The organism is Acidiphilium sp. PA, from assembly GCF_026191915.1.
Classification (GTDB): Bacteria; Pseudomonadota; Alphaproteobacteria; order Acetobacterales; family Acetobacteraceae; genus Acidiphilium.
This window is the reverse complement of sequence record NZ_JAIMBY010000002.1, coordinates 519,292-535,207: the sequence shown is the minus strand read 5'-3', so window position 1 is coordinate 535,207 and position 15,916 is coordinate 519,292. Positions and strand designations below refer to the sequence as shown.

At 62.8% G+C, this 15,916-nt stretch carries 15 protein-coding genes; 7 read left to right on the top strand and 8 right to left on the bottom strand.

What is annotated here, in order from left to right:
- Nucleotides 1-181 precede the first annotated feature (181 nt).
- The 7 genes from AruPA_RS06060 (at nt 182) to AruPA_RS06030 (ending at nt 7,601) form a co-directional block, all read left to right on the top strand.
- Nucleotides 182-1,126 carry an SMP-30/gluconolactonase/LRE family protein gene (locus tag AruPA_RS06060; protein WP_265635742.1) on the top strand — a complete coding sequence of 315 codons (945 nt, stop codon included), beginning with the start codon at nt 182-184 and terminating at the stop codon, nt 1,124-1,126.
- A 145-nt stretch (nt 1,127-1,271) separates the two neighbouring features.
- Nucleotides 1,272-2,573 carry an MFS transporter gene (locus tag AruPA_RS06055; protein WP_322784383.1) on the top strand — a complete coding sequence of 434 codons (1,302 nt, stop codon included), beginning with the start codon at nt 1,272-1,274 and terminating at the stop codon, nt 2,571-2,573.
- Nucleotides 2,563-2,991 (top strand): heme-binding protein, encoded by a 429-nt coding sequence (locus tag AruPA_RS06050; protein ID WP_265635740.1) that lies wholly within the window; start codon nt 2,563-2,565, stop codon nt 2,989-2,991. Before AruPA_RS06055 ends, AruPA_RS06050 begins: the two co-directional genes overlap by 11 nt.
- A 66-nt stretch (nt 2,992-3,057) precedes the next feature.
- Nucleotides 3,058-4,143 carry a sugar ABC transporter substrate-binding protein gene (locus tag AruPA_RS06045; RefSeq protein ID WP_265635739.1) on the top strand — a complete coding sequence of 362 codons (1,086 nt, stop codon included), beginning with the start codon at nt 3,058-3,060 and terminating at the stop codon, nt 4,141-4,143.
- Nucleotides 4,144-4,145: 2 nt separating this feature from the next.
- Entirely contained in the window at nt 4,146-5,654 is a 1,509-nt protein-coding gene (locus tag AruPA_RS06040) for a sugar ABC transporter ATP-binding protein (protein ID WP_265635738.1), read from the top strand.
- Nucleotides 5,644-6,645: an ABC transporter permease gene (locus AruPA_RS06035; protein WP_265635737.1), complete on the top strand. Its 1,002-nt coding sequence runs from the start codon at nt 5,644-5,646 to the stop codon at nt 6,643-6,645. Before AruPA_RS06040 ends, AruPA_RS06035 begins: the two co-directional genes overlap by 11 nt.
- Nucleotides 6,642-7,601 carry an ABC transporter permease gene (locus AruPA_RS06030; protein WP_265635736.1) on the top strand — a complete coding sequence of 320 codons (960 nt, stop codon included), beginning with the start codon at nt 6,642-6,644 and terminating at the stop codon, nt 7,599-7,601. Before AruPA_RS06035 ends, AruPA_RS06030 begins: the two co-directional genes overlap by 4 nt.
- A gap of 3 nt (nt 7,602-7,604) precedes the next feature.
- Here AruPA_RS06030 and AruPA_RS06025 read toward each other — a convergent pair whose 3' ends face one another.
- The 8 genes from AruPA_RS06025 to AruPA_RS05990 form a co-directional block, all read right to left on the bottom strand.
- Nucleotides 7,605-8,354 (bottom strand): SDR family NAD(P)-dependent oxidoreductase, encoded by a 750-nt coding sequence (locus AruPA_RS06025; protein ID WP_265635735.1) that lies wholly within the window; start codon nt 8,352-8,354, stop codon nt 7,605-7,607.
- Between the two features lie 63 nt (nt 8,355-8,417).
- The gene (locus AruPA_RS06020) at nt 8,418-9,353 is read right to left on the bottom strand and encodes a tyrosine recombinase XerC (protein WP_265635734.1); all 936 of its coding nucleotides are present in this window, start codon (nt 9,351-9,353) and stop codon (nt 8,418-8,420) included.
- Nucleotides 9,328-9,732, bottom strand: a complete 405-nt coding sequence (locus tag AruPA_RS06015; RefSeq protein ID WP_029311082.1) for a biopolymer transporter ExbD — start codon at nt 9,730-9,732, stop codon at nt 9,328-9,330. Before AruPA_RS06015 ends, AruPA_RS06020 begins: the two co-directional genes overlap by 26 nt.
- 3 nt (nt 9,733-9,735) lie before the next feature.
- Nucleotides 9,736-10,416: a MotA/TolQ/ExbB proton channel family protein gene (locus AruPA_RS06010; protein ID WP_265635733.1), complete on the bottom strand. Its 681-nt coding sequence runs from the start codon at nt 10,414-10,416 to the stop codon at nt 9,736-9,738.
- Between the two features lie 32 nt (nt 10,417-10,448).
- Nucleotides 10,449-12,332: an ABC transporter ATP-binding protein gene (locus tag AruPA_RS06005; RefSeq protein ID WP_265635732.1), complete on the bottom strand. Its 1,884-nt coding sequence runs from the start codon at nt 12,330-12,332 to the stop codon at nt 10,449-10,451.
- Nucleotides 12,329-13,216, bottom strand: coding sequence for an ABC transporter permease (locus tag AruPA_RS06000; RefSeq protein WP_265635731.1), 888 nt, complete (start codon nt 13,214-13,216; stop codon nt 12,329-12,331). The genes AruPA_RS06005 and AruPA_RS06000 overlap by 4 nt, the downstream gene beginning before the upstream one ends.
- Nucleotides 13,213-14,166 (bottom strand): ABC transporter permease, encoded by a 954-nt coding sequence (locus AruPA_RS05995; protein ID WP_265635730.1) that lies wholly within the window; start codon nt 14,164-14,166, stop codon nt 13,213-13,215. The genes AruPA_RS06000 and AruPA_RS05995 overlap by 4 nt, the downstream gene beginning before the upstream one ends.
- A gap of 31 nt (nt 14,167-14,197) precedes the next feature.
- On the bottom strand, nt 14,198-15,766 hold the full coding sequence (locus AruPA_RS05990; RefSeq protein ID WP_265635729.1) for a peptide ABC transporter substrate-binding protein: 1,569 nt from the start codon (nt 15,764-15,766) through the stop codon (nt 14,198-14,200).
- Nucleotides 15,767-15,916 lie beyond the last annotated feature (150 nt).

Genomic DNA, 15,916 nt, shown 5'->3' with positions numbered 1-15,916 from the left:
CCGAACCAAGAGAGGGCAGGGGCGCGTTCCGGTTGTTCCGGGCATGATGCATGGTGGTTTCCTCGGCTTTCGGATGGTTTGGTCGACGGGGCTGTTGCGGATTATTTATATCCGGTTGATCCTGCATTCAAATCACCAACCGCCGTATTGTGCAATCGGGCGGCATCAAGGAAGCTCAACCATGGACATCTGGCAACCATCGCTCCGCTATCCCGATCCGGCGATTGAAACGCTCGACCCCAGTTTTGCGCGCTATCGCGTGTTCAGCGCATCGGTCGAACGCCTTGCCACGGGCTGTCGCTGGGCGGAAGGCCCGGTCTGGTTCGGGGATGGGCGGTTCTTGCTATGGAGCGATATCCCGAACGATCGGATGATGCGATGGGATGAGACCGATGGCTCTGTTTCGGTATTTCGCCAGGGCAATTACGCCAACGGCAACACGCGCGATCGCCAGGGCCGTCTGATCACCTGCGAGCATGGTGCGCGGCGCGTGGTCCGCACCGAGCACGATGGCACCATCACCGTGCTCGCCGATCGATTCGAGGGCAAGCGGCTCAATTCGCCGAACGATGTCGTGGTGAAATCCGATGGCAGCATCTGGTTTACCGATCCGCCGTTCGGCCTGATGAGCCATTATGAAGGCACCATTGCACCCCAGGAACTCAACGCCAACGTCTATCGGATCGACGGACAGTCGGGCGCGATCACCATTGTCGCCGATGACGTGCTGGGGCCGAACGGGCTCGCGTTCTCTCCTGCGGAAGATCGCCTCTATGTGGTCGAATCGCGCGGCGTGCCGCACCGCAGAATCCGGGTGTTCGATGTCGAGACCGCCACCCGCCTGGGCAATGACCGCCTGTTCGTCGATGCCGGGCCGGGCGGGACGCCGGATGGAATCCGCTGCGACACCGATGGCAACGTATGGGCCGGCTGGGGCATGGGATCGGCGGCGCTTGACGGTGTGATGGTCTTCAATCCGGGCGGCGCGCCGATCGGGCGCATCGCGCTGCCGGAGCGTTGTGCGAATATCTGCTTCGGCGGGCGGATGCGAAATCGTCTGTTCATGGCTGCCAGCCATTCGGTTTACGCGCTCTACGTCAACGCGCGGGGCGCGATGGGGGGGTAGGGCGCATAAAAATCGGCAATTTCGCTTGACTTCTGCGCGGCTTCGGGCAGTTTTGCATGCAAAATTGCGCTGAAGCGTTGGTGCCTTGTCTGACGATTCCGCGCAATGATAATGCTGAAAAATAAAAAATTGAGGAAATTGAGTAATGTCCGCAACGATAACTGCCACGCCGCGTATCAAGAAAATCCAAAAGACGGCTCTAGTAATGCTCGTGATTTCTGGCGCTGTGAATTACATCGACAGGGCGACTTTAGCTGTCGGGAATCCGCTCATACGGCATGATCTTGGACTGTCGGTCGCTGATATGGGTTTTCTGCTTTCGGCATTTTTGTGGTCCTATGCTTTCGCGCAGCTGCCGATGGGTGCACTGGTCGATAAGTTCCGCCCGCGTTGGATGCTGACGATCGGCTTGTCGTTATGGTCGCTCGCCCAGGTCGTCAGCGGGCTGGTTAGCAGTTTCGGTCAGTTTTATGTCGCCCGCATCGCGCTCGGCATCGGCGAGGCGCCGCAGTTTCCCTCCGCCAGCCGCGTTACGCGCGACTGGTTCAACCCCCGTGATCGTGGATTGTCATCGGGCATCTGGAACACGGCCGGCCCGCTCGGTACCGCACTCGGGGTGCCGTTGCTGACCGTGCTGATGCTCAATTTCGGATGGCGCTGGATGTTCATCATCATGGGGATCGCCGGACTTCTGGTCGCCGCCCTGTGGTTCACGGTGTACCGCAATCCGCGCGATGTGACGCTGACGGCCGAGGAAAACCAATATCGCACCCAGGGCGACGATGTGGGGCAACGCCACCAGATGACATTTCGCGAGTGGCGGATGCTGTTCGGTTTCCGGACGACGTGGGGCATGATTCTCGGCTATTTCGGCTGCATTTACATGACCTGGATCTATTTCGCCTGGCTGCCGGGCTATTTCGAGATCCAGCGGCATATGAGTGTGAAATACACCGGGATCGCCGCCGCGATTCCGTTTGCGTGGGGCGTGGTCGGGTCGTTGTGCGGCGGCTACCTTGCCGATGTGCTCGTCAGGCGCGGGATCTCGCCGATCAACAGCCGGCGCTACCCCGCGGGCATCGCCTTGATCGGGACCGCGGGCTTTACGCTTGCCGCGGCGTATGTGACCAGCAACGACCTGGCGATTGCCTTCATATCCGCGGCGATTTTTCTGCTCTACATCACCAGCACATGCGCCTGGGCGCTCAGCTCGGTTGCCGTGCCGCCCAATCTGACGGCCTCGGTCGGTGCCATGCAGAACTTCGGTGGCTATCTCGGCGGTGCGCTGGCACCGACCGTGACGGGCCTGATTGTCGCCGGCACCGGATCGTTCGTTCTGGCTCTTGTGGTCGGGTCTGTGGTCAGTGTCTTCTCGGCGGGTGCCTATCTGCTGATCGTGAAACATCCGATCACGACCGCGCAGATCGACCGCGGCGTTGCCGTTTGAGATGGACCGGATCGGGCGGGAACACGCGCAAAGCCTTGTGGTCCGGGCGATCGGGATTGCTTCAGCCGATTACGGCGATCGGCCGATCTGTGTTTCGATCTGCGATGCCGATGGCTTTCTGATCGCGTTTGCCCGGGCGGACGGGGCGCCGGTGCGCGGCATCGAAATTGCGCAGGGCAAGGCGTACTCGGCGGCGCGCATGGGTGTCAGCACGAGCGAGTTTCTGGCGCGCATTCATCGCGAAAACATCGCACCTGCCTATTTCTGCGATCCACGCCTGACCGCGCTGCCGGGCGGTGCGGTGATCCGCTGCAACCGCCGCCCGATCGGCGCGATCGGGATCAGCGGCCTTACCTCGAAAGAGGATCAGGCGATTGCGGACCTGCTGGCCGAGGAGGCGGCGCCCGATCGTTCCTGATTGTCAGACGTTCGACAAAGCTGTATTCAATCAATAATCAACGACAAAGTCATCAAGGAGGAAACAATGAATCAAGACGCAACGCGCCGCGCCGTTATCGCCGGCATGGCTGCCGGGGCCGGGCTGGCCGCGGTGCCGCGTTCGGCTTTCGCCGCTCCGAAAAAATTCAAGATCGCGCTGTCGAACTCATACATCGGCAATGAATGGCGGATTGAAATGGTCAATCTGTTCAAGGCCGCGCTCGAGATGGAGCCCTACAAAAGTCAGGTCGAGGGCAGTTATTTCAACTCCGGCAACAATGTCAGCCAGGAAAGCCAACAGATTTCCGGGATGATTGCCGAGCGTGTCGACGCCATTCTGGTCGACGCCGCATCACCGACCGGGCTCAACGGCATTATCCAGCAGGCGCATGCGCGCGGCATTCTGGTGATCTCGTTCGATAACGTCGTGACGACGCCGGCTGCCATCAAAGTAAATACCGACCAGTTCAAATTCGGTGAAACGCTGGCCGATTGGGTTGCCAAGAAAATCGGCGGGCAGGGCAACGTGATCATGGTGACCGGTGTGGCCGGCACGACGGTCAATGAGCAGCGCAACAAGGGTGCTGAATCCGTCTGGCAGAAGCATCCTGGGATCAAGATCGTCAACCGGTATGCGGGGGACTGGGATTCCGCGACCGCCGAGAAGAACACCGCCGCCATTCTGCCGAGCCTGCCGAAAATTGACGGCATCTGGTGCCAGGGCGGTACCGATGGCGTGTTGAAAGCGTTTATCGCGGCCAAGCGTACGCCGCTGCCGCCGACCGCCGGGGAGGCGGAAAACGGATTCCGCAAGTTCATGATCGGCTACATGGGGCAGAAGGTGGACGGCCTGTCGATCGGGCAACCGCCTTATCTTGTGCTGGTGGCGCTCGAACTTGCGCGGCGCATTCTGAACAAGACCTATCCGCGCCGCGACATCACCATCCCGTTCCCGTTCGTGACGGATGCGACTGTCAAAGTCGGCCAGACCGTGTTTCCGCAGATGACCGACAGTTTCTTCACCGACTTCACCGACAGCGGGCCAAATGCCGTCGTCAAAATCGGCGTGAACGCGGCGCTGCATGGGACGCCGGGGCCTGGAACCCTGACCGTTCATCTGCCGAAGGTTTGACGATGCCGGCAGTACCGGCGGTTGCCGCCATTGCGGCACAGTCGGTCAGCAAATCGTTCGGCGGGGTCAAGGCGCTCGTCGGCGCCTCGATCGCGATCTCACCGGGCAGCGTTCATGCGCTGGTCGGTGAGAATGGCGCCGGAAAATCGACCCTGATCAAGATCCTCGGCGGACGGATCACCCCCGATGCGGGTGGCGTGACGATCGAGGGCGAACCCGCGCACAGCGGCATCGCCGCATCGCGCCGGTATGGCATCGGCACGGTGTTCCAGGAACTGACCCTGCTGCCGTTCATGACCGTTGCCGAAAACCTGCTGCTGGGGCGCGAGCCGCGCGGGCGGTTCGGGCTGATCGATCGCGCGGCGATGCCCGAGGTCGCCGAACGCGAACTCGCCGCGCTCGGCATCACGCATATCGATCCGCGCGCCCTGACCGCCGACATCGCGCTCGCCGAACGCCAGATCATCGAAATCGCCCGCGTCATTCTTGCGAAACCGCGCATCCTGCTGCTCGATGAGCCGACGTCCGCCCTGGTCGAGCGCGAAGTGGCCTGGCTGTTCGGGCAGATCCGCGCTTTGCGCGACGGCGGCACGGCGATCGTGTTCACCTCGCATCGCTGGGGCGAGATTGCCGCCGTTGCCGATCGCATCACGATTTTCCGCAACGGTACCGATGTCGGTTGTTTCGATACGATCGGCGAGGATGAGGCGATCACGCTGATGACCGGCCGGCAGCTCGAAGCGCTGTTTCCCGTCCGCACACCGGCTCCGGACAATCCGCCGGTGCTCACGCTGCGTGGCGTCGCTGGCGAGGGGATCGCACCGCTCGACCTCGCGCTGTCGCCCGGCGAGATCCTCGGCATCGGTGGTCTTGCCGGTCATGGTCATCGCAGCCTGTTCTTCGGCTTGTTCGGTGCGCCCGGCTTCAGCCAGGGCGAGATCAAGCAGAATGGCCGCACCCTGCGCATCAGATCACCGCGCGATGCGATCCGCGCCGGCATTGCGCTGGTCCCGGAGGATCGCAAGAGCGAGGGGTTATTCCTGCCGCTCAAAATCCGCGACAATCTGACCCTGCCGATTCTCGCCCGGCTGTCGCAGTTCGGCGCGATCCGGCGCGGTGCGGAGCGCGCGCTGGTCGATGACACGATCGCGCAGCTCGCCATCCGCACGCCGAGCCCGGCGCAGCCGGTCGGCGTGCTGTCGGGCGGCAATCAGCAGAAGGTTCTGCTCGGCCGCTGGCTGCTGACCAAGGCGCGCATTCTGCTGTTGTACGATGTCACGCGGGGGGTCGATGTTGCGACGAAGCACGAAATCTACGATCTGGTCGCCAAGCTCGCGCGCGAGGGCTACGCCATATTGTTCTATTCCTCCGATGCCGAGGAACTCGCTCATCTCTGCCACCGCGTGCTGGTGATGCGCCGGGGGGCCTTCGTCGCTGATCTGCCCGGCGTCGGTCTGACAGCCGAGGCGATCGTTTCCGCGGCCATGCGCGAGTCTGCCCATGCAGCCTGACACGACGGCCGATGCGCTGCCGCGCGGCAACCGGCTTGGCCATCTGATCGCGCAGAACATCGGCCTGATCCTGGCCGGGGCGATCCTGCTGATTGCGATCGTCGGGTTCATCGTGATCTACGGTATCGAACAGCAGCGCCTGCCGGGCAATTTCGAACTGACATCGACGGTGAACAGCGCCGTGCCGCTGGTGTTTGCCGCGGTCGGGCAATGCTTCGTGGTGCTGACCAAGGGCATCGATCTCTCAGTGGGCGGCGTGGTCGATCTTGCCAACGCGATGGCCGCGGTGACCATGGGGAAATCGCTGGCCAGCGCGTTGGGCTGGTCGGTGGTCATTCTGCTGGTGGGCGCCGCGTGCGGTCTGGTCAACGGCTTGCTGGTTGCGCTGGGCCGGTTGCAGCCGATCGTCGTCACGCTTGGCACGCTGTCGATCTATCAGGGGCTTGCGATCCGCGTATTGCCTGAACCGGGCGGGATGATCCCGCCGGCCTTCACGAATTTTCTGGTCAACCCGAATGCGCCCTACGCGTTGATCTTTATCGTTGTGCTGGCACTCGCGTGGTCGGCGTTCCGCCGCTCCCGCGCCGGGGTCGATTTGTATGCGATCGGCAATGATGAAGCCGCGGCCCGCGCGCTGGGCGTGAACATCCTGCGTACCAAGATCATCGCCTATATGCTGGATGGCACGCTCGCCGCCGCCGCCGGCCTGTTCCTCGCCGCATCGGCCACCGCGGGCGATGCCACCACCGGCAATTCCTATACCCTGTCCTCGATCGTCGCGGTGGTGCTCGGCGGTGTTTCGCTGTTCGGCGGGCGGGGTTCGGCAATCGGGGCAATTGCGGGCGCGCTCATCACCACGCTGATCGTCAACATCCTGTTCTTCGGGCACGTCAACCCGTTGTTCCAATCTTTCTACGAGGGCGTGTTCCTGCTGATCGCCGTGGTGGTCGGCGGTGTGATCGGCGGCACCATCCGGCGGAGGCCCAAATGAACGGATTCAGATCCATGGCGGCGGAATCCCGCCGGGTTGTCTATGCGATCGCCGCCGCCGTGGCGCTGTTCCTGCTCGGTCAGGCGGTTCATCCGGGATTTCTCGGTCTTGCCAGCGTCGAGAGTATTCTGGTCATCGCATCCTTCGTCGGGCTGGTTGCGGCGGGGCAGTGCTTCGTGATCCTGATCGGCGGCATCGACCTCTCGGTGCCCTGGGTGCTCAACGCCGGCGCGATCGTGCTGACCACGACCTCGCTGGGGCTGGAATCACGCGCGCCCATCGCCATCGTCGCCGCGCTGGTCATGGGTGTCGTCATCGGCGCCATCAACGGGGCAGGGGTGGCCATTTTCGGCATCCCGGCGGTGGTGATGACGCTGGCGATGAACGGCATCATCGAGGGGCTGGTGCTCGGCTTTACCGGCGGCTTCACCTGCTCGGCCTGCTCCTCCTACGCCCCTCCCTTTGTGCAGGCGCTGGCGCATGACAGCCTCTTCGGCATCCCGGACGCCTTGCTGCTCTGGCTGGTCGTGATCGTGCTGGTCACACTGGCGCTGAACATCACCAGATTTGGCCGCGCCACCTACGCACTCGGCAACAATCCGCGTGCCGCCGTGCTCGCCGGGATCGATGCGCGCGGCATGACGATCATGCTTTATGCCGCCAGCGGTTTCTTCGCGGCGCTTGCAGGGATTCTGCTGGTCGGGTTCGGCGGCCAGGCCTCGCTCGGCATGGGCGATCCTTATTTGTTCACATCGATCGCCGCCGTGGTGATCGGCGGCGTCAATATCCTGGGCGGGCGGGGTCATTACCTCGGTGTTGCCGCCGGGGCGATCAGCCTGACCGTGCTCGTTTCGGTGCTGCTCGCGCTGAACATGCCCGATTACGTGCGCAGCATCGCCTACGGCGTCGTCATCCTCGGCCTGTTGCTTGCCTATGGGCGCGAACGCGAGACCTGAGGCTCAATAGGTCGCGCGGCCGCCGGAAATATCGAATACGCCGCCGGTCGTGAATGAGCACTCGCGGGATGCGAGCCAGCAGACCAGCGCTGCAATTTCATCGACCGTGCCGAAGCGCCCCATCGGGATTTTCGAGAGCATGAAATCGATATGCTGCTGGGTCATCTGATCGAAAATCGCGGTGCGGACGGCGGCCGGCGTGACGCAATTGACGGTGATGCCGGACTTGGCGAGTTCCTTGCCGAGCGATTTGGTCAGGCCGATCACGGCTGCCTTCGAGGCGCTGTAGGCCGAGGCGTTGGGATTGCCCTCCTTGCCGGCAATGGAGGCGATGTTGACGATCCGGCCGGTATCCCTGGCCAGCATGTAAGGCACGACGGCCTTGTTGGCGTGGAACACACCGTGCAGATTGACGGCGAACACCTGCTGCCAGTCCGCGACCGGATACTCCCATGTGGTCGCGTTCGGGCCTGTGATGCCGGCGCTGGCGATCAGGATATCGATATGGCCGAACGCCGCATCCGTCGTTTGCGCCGCCTGTTCGATCGCCGCCCAATCGGTCACATCGACCGGCACGCCCATAGCCTGATCGCCGAATTTTGCTACCGCAGCATCGATATCGGCCGGGTTGCGGTCCCAGATGGCCACGCGCCCCCCCTCGGCAATGATCCGGCCGGCCACGGCGAGGCCGATGCCGGCGGCACCGCCGGTTACCACGGCGCATTGTTGATCGAAGCGATTCTGCTGGTTCATGTTTCCGTCCCTTATCGATGAGGGACAGTCTTTAGCACTCGATCCGCCGCCTGTCTCGTCTGATCAGGACCTGGCGCGCGGGTGGGCGTTCTGCCACACCGATAGCAGTTGCGCGGTATCGACCGCGGTGTAGCGCTGCGTGGTCGACAGGCTGGCGTGGCCGAGCAGTTCCTGGATTGCGCGCAGATCCGCCCCGGCGGCCAGCAGATGCGTGGCGAAGGAGTGACGCAGCGCATGCGGCGTCGCGTGCTCGGGCAGCCCGTTGGCGCGGCGAAACGCGCGAAGATGCTTTTGCACCACCCCGGCATTCAGCCGCGCACCGCGCGCGCCGAGAAACAGCGGCGCATCCGGCGCCGGAGCGGGGTGGTGGGCGGCCCAATCGGCGAGTGCCGCGCGCACCGCCGCCAGCAGTGGCACGATGCGTTGCCTGCCGCCCTTGCCGCGCACACGCAGCGGAGCATCCGGCGGCGGCAGGTCGCGCCAGTCGAGTGAAAGCGCCTCGTTGATGCGCAGCCCGGCGCCGTACAACAGGGCCATCACCGCGTTGTCGCGCGCGGCGAGGGCCTGGCTCGTCGCGGTATCGCCCAGCGCCTCGACGACCGCGCGGGCATCCGGTGCGGTCAGCGCGCGCGGCAGCGGGCGGCGGCTACGCGGCGTCAGGATCAGGCCAGGCGCTTCATTCGTGATGCCGTGGCGCAGCCGAAGGTAACGATAGAAGCTGCGGATGGCCGAGAGTTTTTTCGCCCGCGTGGCGTTGCCGGCGCCGTGGGCGGCAACCCGCGCCAGGTATGCGCGCAGATCGGCCAGCGAGACCGCTGCGAGGTCCGCCCCGGTCGGTTCGCTTGCGATATGAAAGGTCAGAAAGCCGATAAACGCGGCCAGATCGCCGCCATAGGTCTCGATCGTCTTGGCGGCGCCGCGACGTTCGCCGGCCAGATAGGCCAGGAACGCCGCCCGCAACGCAACCGCGGTTTCAGTGCTTGGTGGCAAGCCCGACATCGGTGATGCCGGATTTCCGCACCGCGTTCATGACCTGCATGATCCGCTGATACTTCACCGATTTATCGCCGGCGATGATCACGTCGATCTTCTTGTTGGTATCGTACAGTCCGGTCAGATAGGTCTGCAGCCCGGCCCGCGTGATATCCTGGTTCTTCACGTGCAGGCCACCCTGCGGATCGATCATGATGACGATCTGCGTGGGTTTGAGCTCGTTGGCGGTGGATGCGCCCGGCAGTTGCAGCTTGACGCCGGAATCGGGGATCATCTTCAGGACGATCATCACGAAGAACACAAGAAGGAACATCATGATGTCGATCATCGGGACGATTTCGAGACGCGGGCGCTCGCGCTCCATCAGGTTGGATTTGCGGCGCATGGCTCAGACCCTCGCGAGTTCGGCGGCAGCGCGGGATTCCGCCATGGTGGACGGCGCACCGACCGTGCCGTCCGCCAGGCCACGGGTGTGGAACCGGTTGATCAGAACGACCTTGATCAGTTCGAGCTGCTGGATGATGCGGCGGCTGAGGGCATTGAAGTAGTTGACGAAATACACCGCGATGATCGCAATCAGCAGACCCGCGCCGGTCGAGACCAACGCATCCGCGATGCCGCCAGTCACCTTGGCCGGACCGCCATGGGCGGACAGCACGTTGAACGCCTGGATCATGCCGATGATGGTGCCGAACAGGCCCAGCAGCGGTGCAATGGTGACCGAGGTGTCGAGGATCCAGAGACCGCGATTGATCCGCGGCATGCTGTCCATGATTTCTTCCTCGAGATGATTGTCGAGCTCGTCCATGGTCTCGCCGCGCGAGGCGAGGGCGGTGACGATCAGATGGCCCTGCAGCGTTTTGCTGTTGGCCTCGGCGAGTTCGCGGAGGCCATCGACATTGCCGTAGCCGACCTGCCGGAGTTTGGCATGGATGCGGCTGCCCGCGTTGATGGTCTTTTTCAGCAAATAGAGGCGCTCGAACGCAACGACCAGCGTGATGAGCAGTAACAGGGGCATCACGGCCAGGAGGCCACCCGTGAGCAGGACAAGTCGGACGATTTCATTCATGGGTCAAACTCCTAGGTCTATGCAGTCGCAGTTTAAACGGCGGACGGCTGTACGGTTGAAGGGTTAAATTCCATAGTTTCAGTCGGTCCGCCCGGTTGGTTCGTGCGGAAATGCGGCGAGGCGGCGATCAATTCGCGCGTGTAGGCATTGGTTGGTCGCGTCAGCACGTCCTGCGCAGTCCCGAACTCAACCATGCGACCCCCGTTCAAAACGGCAATCCGGTCGGCCATATAGCTGACTGCAGCAATGTCATGACTGATCAGCATATAGCTCAAACCATCTTGACGCGCCAAATCTTTCAAAAGGTTCAGCAACAGAGCCTGCGTTGAAACATCGAGACTCGAAGTAGGTTCGTCAAGCACGATTATGCCGGGATTCGTGGCCAAGGCCCGCGCGATCGCGATCCGCTGCGCCTGGCCGCCGGACACCGAGCCGGGAAACAGGTTCAGCATGCGCTCGGAAAGCCCCACACGGTCGAGCAGAGCGGCCGCCTGCGCCATTCGTGCACGCTGGCCGCGCATTCCGGCGAGTTTCAGGGGTTCGGCAACGATGTCACCGATCCGCATGCGCGGATTCATCGATTCTTTCGGGTCCTGGAACACCACCTGGATGCTGCGCCGGGCGCGCTTGCGCCGCTGCCGCGGCATCGTGTCGAAGGCTTCGCCGTTCAAGATAACGTGACCTTGATACGGGATCATCTGCAACACGGCGCGGCCCAGGGTGGATTTGCCCGATCCGCTCTGCCCGACGATGCCAAGGCATTCGCCCTGCCCGAGACTGAATGAAATTTCGCTCAGGGCGCGCATTTTATCCTTGCGCCCGATCATGCCCTGGAAAAAGCTTGTGGCCGTCCGCTCGTAATCGACGTGGAGCCTGGTCACTTCCAGCGCCGTGCCGCGCGATGGGGCGGCGATCGGCGCCGGATCATCGAGGACGGCATCGAGCATTGCGGCGGGATTGATTTCGCGGCCGCGCCGGCATGCGAACATCGTGCCGCCGGTTGTCTCCGGCGCCGGGTAGGCGGTTTCGCAGGCGGGCTCGCGGAACGCGCAGCGCGGGGCGAAGCGGCAGCCGGGCGGCCGGGTTTCCGGATCGGGCAGATTGCCGGGAATACTGGCCAGGCGCGTCTGGCCGAGCCGCGGCACCGCGCCGAGCAGCGCCTGGCTGTAGGGGTGACGCGGCTGGGCGAAGAACGACCTTGCGGTGCCCCATTCGACCGATTTGCCAGCGTAGAGCACATGCACCTGGTCGGCATGTTGCTCGACGATCGACAGATCATGGGTGATGAACAATACGCCCATCCGGTGTTCGCGCCGCAGCCGGCTGAGCAGGGCGAGAATCTGGCGCGCAACCAGCAGATCAAGCCCGGTGGTTGGTTCATCGGCGATCAGCAGTTTCGGTGAGCAGGCCAACGCCATCGCGATCATCACGCGTTGGCGCATGCCGCCGGAAAACTGATGCGGATAATCATCGAGCCGGTCGGCGGGCTCGGGGATGCCGACCTCACCCAGCAGATCGAGCGCGCGGGCGCGGGCGGCGCGATCCGTCTCGCCGGTATGCAGACGATAGACTTCGGCGATCTGATTGCCCACACGCGTCGTCGGGTTGAGCGCGGAGAGCGGGTTCTGAAACACCATGCCGATGTCGCGGCCGCGCACGCTGCGCATTTCAGACTCGGTGAGGCTGGTCAGATCCGTGCCGGCCAGGATCACCCGGCCGGAAACTTTGGCACTGCGCGGCAACAGGCGGATTACGCCGAGGGAGGCAATGGTCTTGCCCGACCCGCTTTCGCCGACCAGCGCGGTCATTTCGCCGGCGTTGACGGTCAGGTTGATGTCGTCGAGCACCGCGATCGGTTTGCCACGACCGCGTTTGAGTGCGACGGAAAGCCGATCGAGCGTGAGGACCGCGCTCATCGGGCCGCACCGAATCGCGCGAGCAGGCCCTGACCGATCAGATTGGCTGCCATGATCGACAGGAAAATCATCAAGCCGGCCGGCAGGATCATCCACCAGGGGTCCAGCGCGATCAGGTTGAGGCCGGTCTGCAGCAAGCCGCCCCAGCTGGTATAGGGCGGCTGCACGCCAAGGCCGAGAAAGCTGAGCCCGGATAGCGCCAGGACGGAATCACCCACCAGGAAGGTTGCGTTGACCACCAGAATTGGCGCCATGACCCGCAGGATGTGTGCGCGCGCGATATACCAGGTGCCGCCGCCGAACTGCCGGGTTGCGAGGATGAAATCGCGGTTGCGCTGGGCGATCGCTTCGTTCCGCACGATGCGCGCGAGGCCGGGCCAGGATGTCAGGCCGAGCAGCAGGATCAGCTCGAGATTGCCGGGGGTGAACAACGCCGAAAAGAAAATCAGAACCACGAGGCCGGGGAGTGCCAGGATCGCATCGAGCACGCGCATCAATACCTTGTCGAACCAGGACGGGCTGAGCGCGGCCGCCAGACCATAGGTGATGCCGAGTAGAAAGGTCAGGATCGCGGCCGGGATACTGACCACCAAAGTGGCGTAGCCGCCGGCGATCAGCCGTGCCAGTTCATCGCGCCCGATCTGGTCGGTGCCCAGCGGGAAGGCGGTGCTCGGTGCTTCGAGGGCATGATGCCCGTGGATCGCATAAGGGCTGGCGGTGTAGAGATACGGCCCGATCAGGCTGAACAGGAGGATGATCGCCGCGAGGGTGAGGCCGGTGACCAGTGTGCCGCGATCGCCGAGCCAGTTCGCGGCACGTTCGACGGCCGAACGCCGCAAGGCGCCGCCAGGGGCGTGGAAGGTTTCGCCGAGTGCGTTGCTCATTCGTAGCGCTCCCTGGGATCGAGTAAGCCGTTGACCAGATCCGCCAGCAGATTGCCGATGACGGTGAGCGCGCCGATCAACAGGACGATAGCCGAAATCACCGGATAATCCTGTGACAGCGCCGAACGCCATAACAGGTAGCCGAGACCCGGGTAGTTGAACACGGTTTCCACCAGCACCGAGCCTGCGAATATACCGGGAAATGCGAGGCCCAGAATGGTCACCAGCGGCCGGAGCGCATTGCGCAAGACATGCTTGAACAGCACCGCCCGAAACGTCAGCCCCTTGGCGAGGGCGGTGCGCACATAATCCTTCCCGAGTTCCTCATGCACCGATGTGCCGAAGTAGAGCGACAGGCCGGAGACGCCGAGCAGCCCGATCGTCAGCACTGGCAGCGCGAGGTGCCGCCCATAGTCGAGCAGGCCGGGATGTTCGAGCCGCAGATTGGTGATGCCGCCGGTGGGCAGCACGCCCCATTTCACGCCGAAATACAGAATGAACATGGTGCCGACGAAAAACGTCGGCAGCGCATAGAGCGAGAGTTGCAACGCCCAGATCAGCCGCGCCGGCCACCGTCCATACGTAACGCCCTGCACCAGCCCGATGCCGATCGACAGCACCAGCGAGAGCAGGATGGCACCGACATAGAGCGCCAGCGTATTCATCATGTAATCACCGACCAGCTGCGTCACCGGCCGGTTGAGCAGGTAGGAATAGCCGAGCCGGCCCTGGAGCAGATGCCACCACCAGAGCAGATATTGCTGCCATAGCGGGGCCGCGAGGCCGAGGCGGGCGTTCAACTGCTGCACCGCCTGTGGCGTTGCCTTCTGGCCGAGGATTGAAAACGCCGGGCCGCCGGGGGTTGCGTGCGTCATGAAGAAAACGATGGTGATCAGAATCGCCAACGACAGAACAGCCGTAGCAAGCCGGTTGGCGATCATGCGCAGCATGGGCGATCTCCCGTCCTAATCGTGCGTTGCGTCAAGGCGCTGTGTCATCCGCTAGCCGCGCTGTGCAGGATGATTTATCGAAATACAGATAATTCGCCTGCCATGCGCCCCCGCTCAGAAATTTTCGGACACCTCGGAGATGCGGGTTCGCAAGCACGACCACGCCGGGCTCTTCCTCGAAAATCTCGGGTTGCTGTTCACTTGCATAGTCCTGGTACTTATAGAGTGCGTCCATGCCGGGCGTGGTCGTGACGGCATCGAGCAATCGATCCATTTTCTTGTCGCTATAGCCCGCCTGATTGTAGCTGCCGCCGGTGCGCAGTTGCGCCCCATCGGACGGATAGGAGCCAAGGCTCCAGCCGAACCCCGTGGCCTCCCAGGCAAGTGGACGGTTGACGATCGCCAGTAGCTGGTTGAACGTTACCTGGCGGATCTTCATGTCGATTCCGATGGCGCGTAACGATTGTTGCGTCATCTCATGCGACAGCATTGCCGTCGCGCCGCCTGACGAGGCGAGGTAGGTGAAGCTCAATTTGCGCCCATCTTTTTGCCTGATGCCATCGGGGCCCATTTTCCAACCGGCTTCATCGAGCAGCTTGCGTGCCTTGGCAGGATTGAAACCCACCGGATATTGCCCGGCCTTGGCCGCAGGCGAGAGAAACGTCGGCGGGTCAACCGGCACCGGCCCATGCTGGACGTTGGTGGTATTGTGGAACAGCAGTTTGATCTTCGCCCTCTCGTTCAATGAGTCGGCAATGGCCTGGCGAACCTTCACGTTTCGGAAAAAGGATACTTTCGGATTTTTGTAGTTCAACTGTATGTAGTCGAAACCGAAATTGGGCGGCATCCGGACGATCCGGACGTTTTTCAGCTCATGCCCGGCTTTCCAGAGTGAAAACGGCAGGTTGCTCATGTCGATCGAGCCGCTGCGCATACCCTCGATCTCTGAACCTGCACTGTGCAGAAACGTCATGATGAAGCGATGAATTTTCGCGCGGTGCCCCTGGTAGGTCGGGTTGGGTCCGAATACGATATGGCGGCCAAGCGCGAAGCTCACCAACCGGAACGGCCCATCCACCACCTTGAAAAAGGCTGGGTTGGATTGGCGCCGCCACATCTGATTGACTGAGTACTTGCCCCAGACGTGCTGGGGATAGGGTGTCAACTGCGAGAGCCCGACCAACTCGAACCAGATCGGATTGACCGGATGTGTCGTGACGATTTTAAACTGGTTCGGGTTCATCACGGTAAATGCTTTAACTGCCGTCGGTATCCCGCCGCCGCCGTAATCGGGGTAGGTGGGCCCGAGTTTCTTGATCAGATCATATGTGTATTTGACGTCGGATGCCGTCACCGGCTGGCCATCGGACCAGGTCCATGGCCGCATTGTTACGGTAAATGTCGTATCATCGGCCGAGACGGTCACGCCGGTGGCAATGCTGCGCGAGTAGTCGATCTGGTGTTTCGAATTAACGAACAACAGCCCCTCGTACAGGAGCGACACCGCCTCGCCATCGTAGGTCGACCCGATTAACAACGGATTGAGTGAGGTTACTGAAGCCGGTGGCGTGCCAAGGCCGACGCCGGGCGGTACGATCACGGTGCCACATGTCTGTGGTGCTGCGGCGATGGCGGTGATGGGCAGGGCGAGCAGGGCAGACAGCAGGCAGCGACGCAGGCCGGCGAACCGGTTGTTCAAACCTGTCTGTACATCTGCTGCCATCATGATCACCCCTCGATCCCGCTGATC

Excerpts from the sequence above, each read along its gene's own strand:
- AruPA_RS06060 (WP_265635742.1), top strand. The coding sequence starts at position 182 with ATGGACATCTGGCAACCATCGCTCCGCTATCCCGATCCGGCGATTGAA.
- AruPA_RS06055 (WP_322784383.1), top strand. The coding sequence starts at position 1,272 with ATGTCCGCAACGATAACTGCCACGCCGCGTATCAAGAAAATCCAAAAG.
- AruPA_RS06045 (WP_265635739.1), top strand. The coding sequence starts at position 3,058 with ATGAATCAAGACGCAACGCGCCGCGCCGTTATCGCCGGCATGGCTGCC.
- AruPA_RS06040 (WP_265635738.1), top strand. The coding sequence starts at position 4,146 with ATGCCGGCAGTACCGGCGGTTGCCGCCATTGCGGCACAGTCGGTCAGC.
- AruPA_RS06035 (WP_265635737.1), top strand. The coding sequence starts at position 5,644 with ATGCAGCCTGACACGACGGCCGATGCGCTGCCGCGCGGCAACCGGCTT.
- AruPA_RS06030 (WP_265635736.1), top strand. The coding sequence starts at position 6,642 with ATGAACGGATTCAGATCCATGGCGGCGGAATCCCGCCGGGTTGTCTAT.
- AruPA_RS06025 (WP_265635735.1), bottom strand. The coding sequence starts at position 8,354 with ATGAACCAGCAGAATCGCTTCGATCAACAATGCGCCGTGGTAACCGGC.
- AruPA_RS06020 (WP_265635734.1), bottom strand. The coding sequence starts at position 9,353 with ATGTCGGGCTTGCCACCAAGCACTGAAACCGCGGTTGCGTTGCGGGCG.
- AruPA_RS06015 (WP_029311082.1), bottom strand. The coding sequence starts at position 9,732 with ATGCGCCGCAAATCCAACCTGATGGAGCGCGAGCGCCCGCGTCTCGAA.
- AruPA_RS06010 (WP_265635733.1), bottom strand. The coding sequence starts at position 10,416 with ATGAATGAAATCGTCCGACTTGTCCTGCTCACGGGTGGCCTCCTGGCC.
- AruPA_RS06005 (WP_265635732.1), bottom strand. The coding sequence starts at position 12,332 with ATGAGCGCGGTCCTCACGCTCGATCGGCTTTCCGTCGCACTCAAACGC.
- AruPA_RS06000 (WP_265635731.1), bottom strand. The coding sequence starts at position 13,216 with ATGAGCAACGCACTCGGCGAAACCTTCCACGCCCCTGGCGGCGCCTTG.
- AruPA_RS05995 (WP_265635730.1), bottom strand. The coding sequence starts at position 14,166 with ATGCTGCGCATGATCGCCAACCGGCTTGCTACGGCTGTTCTGTCGTTG.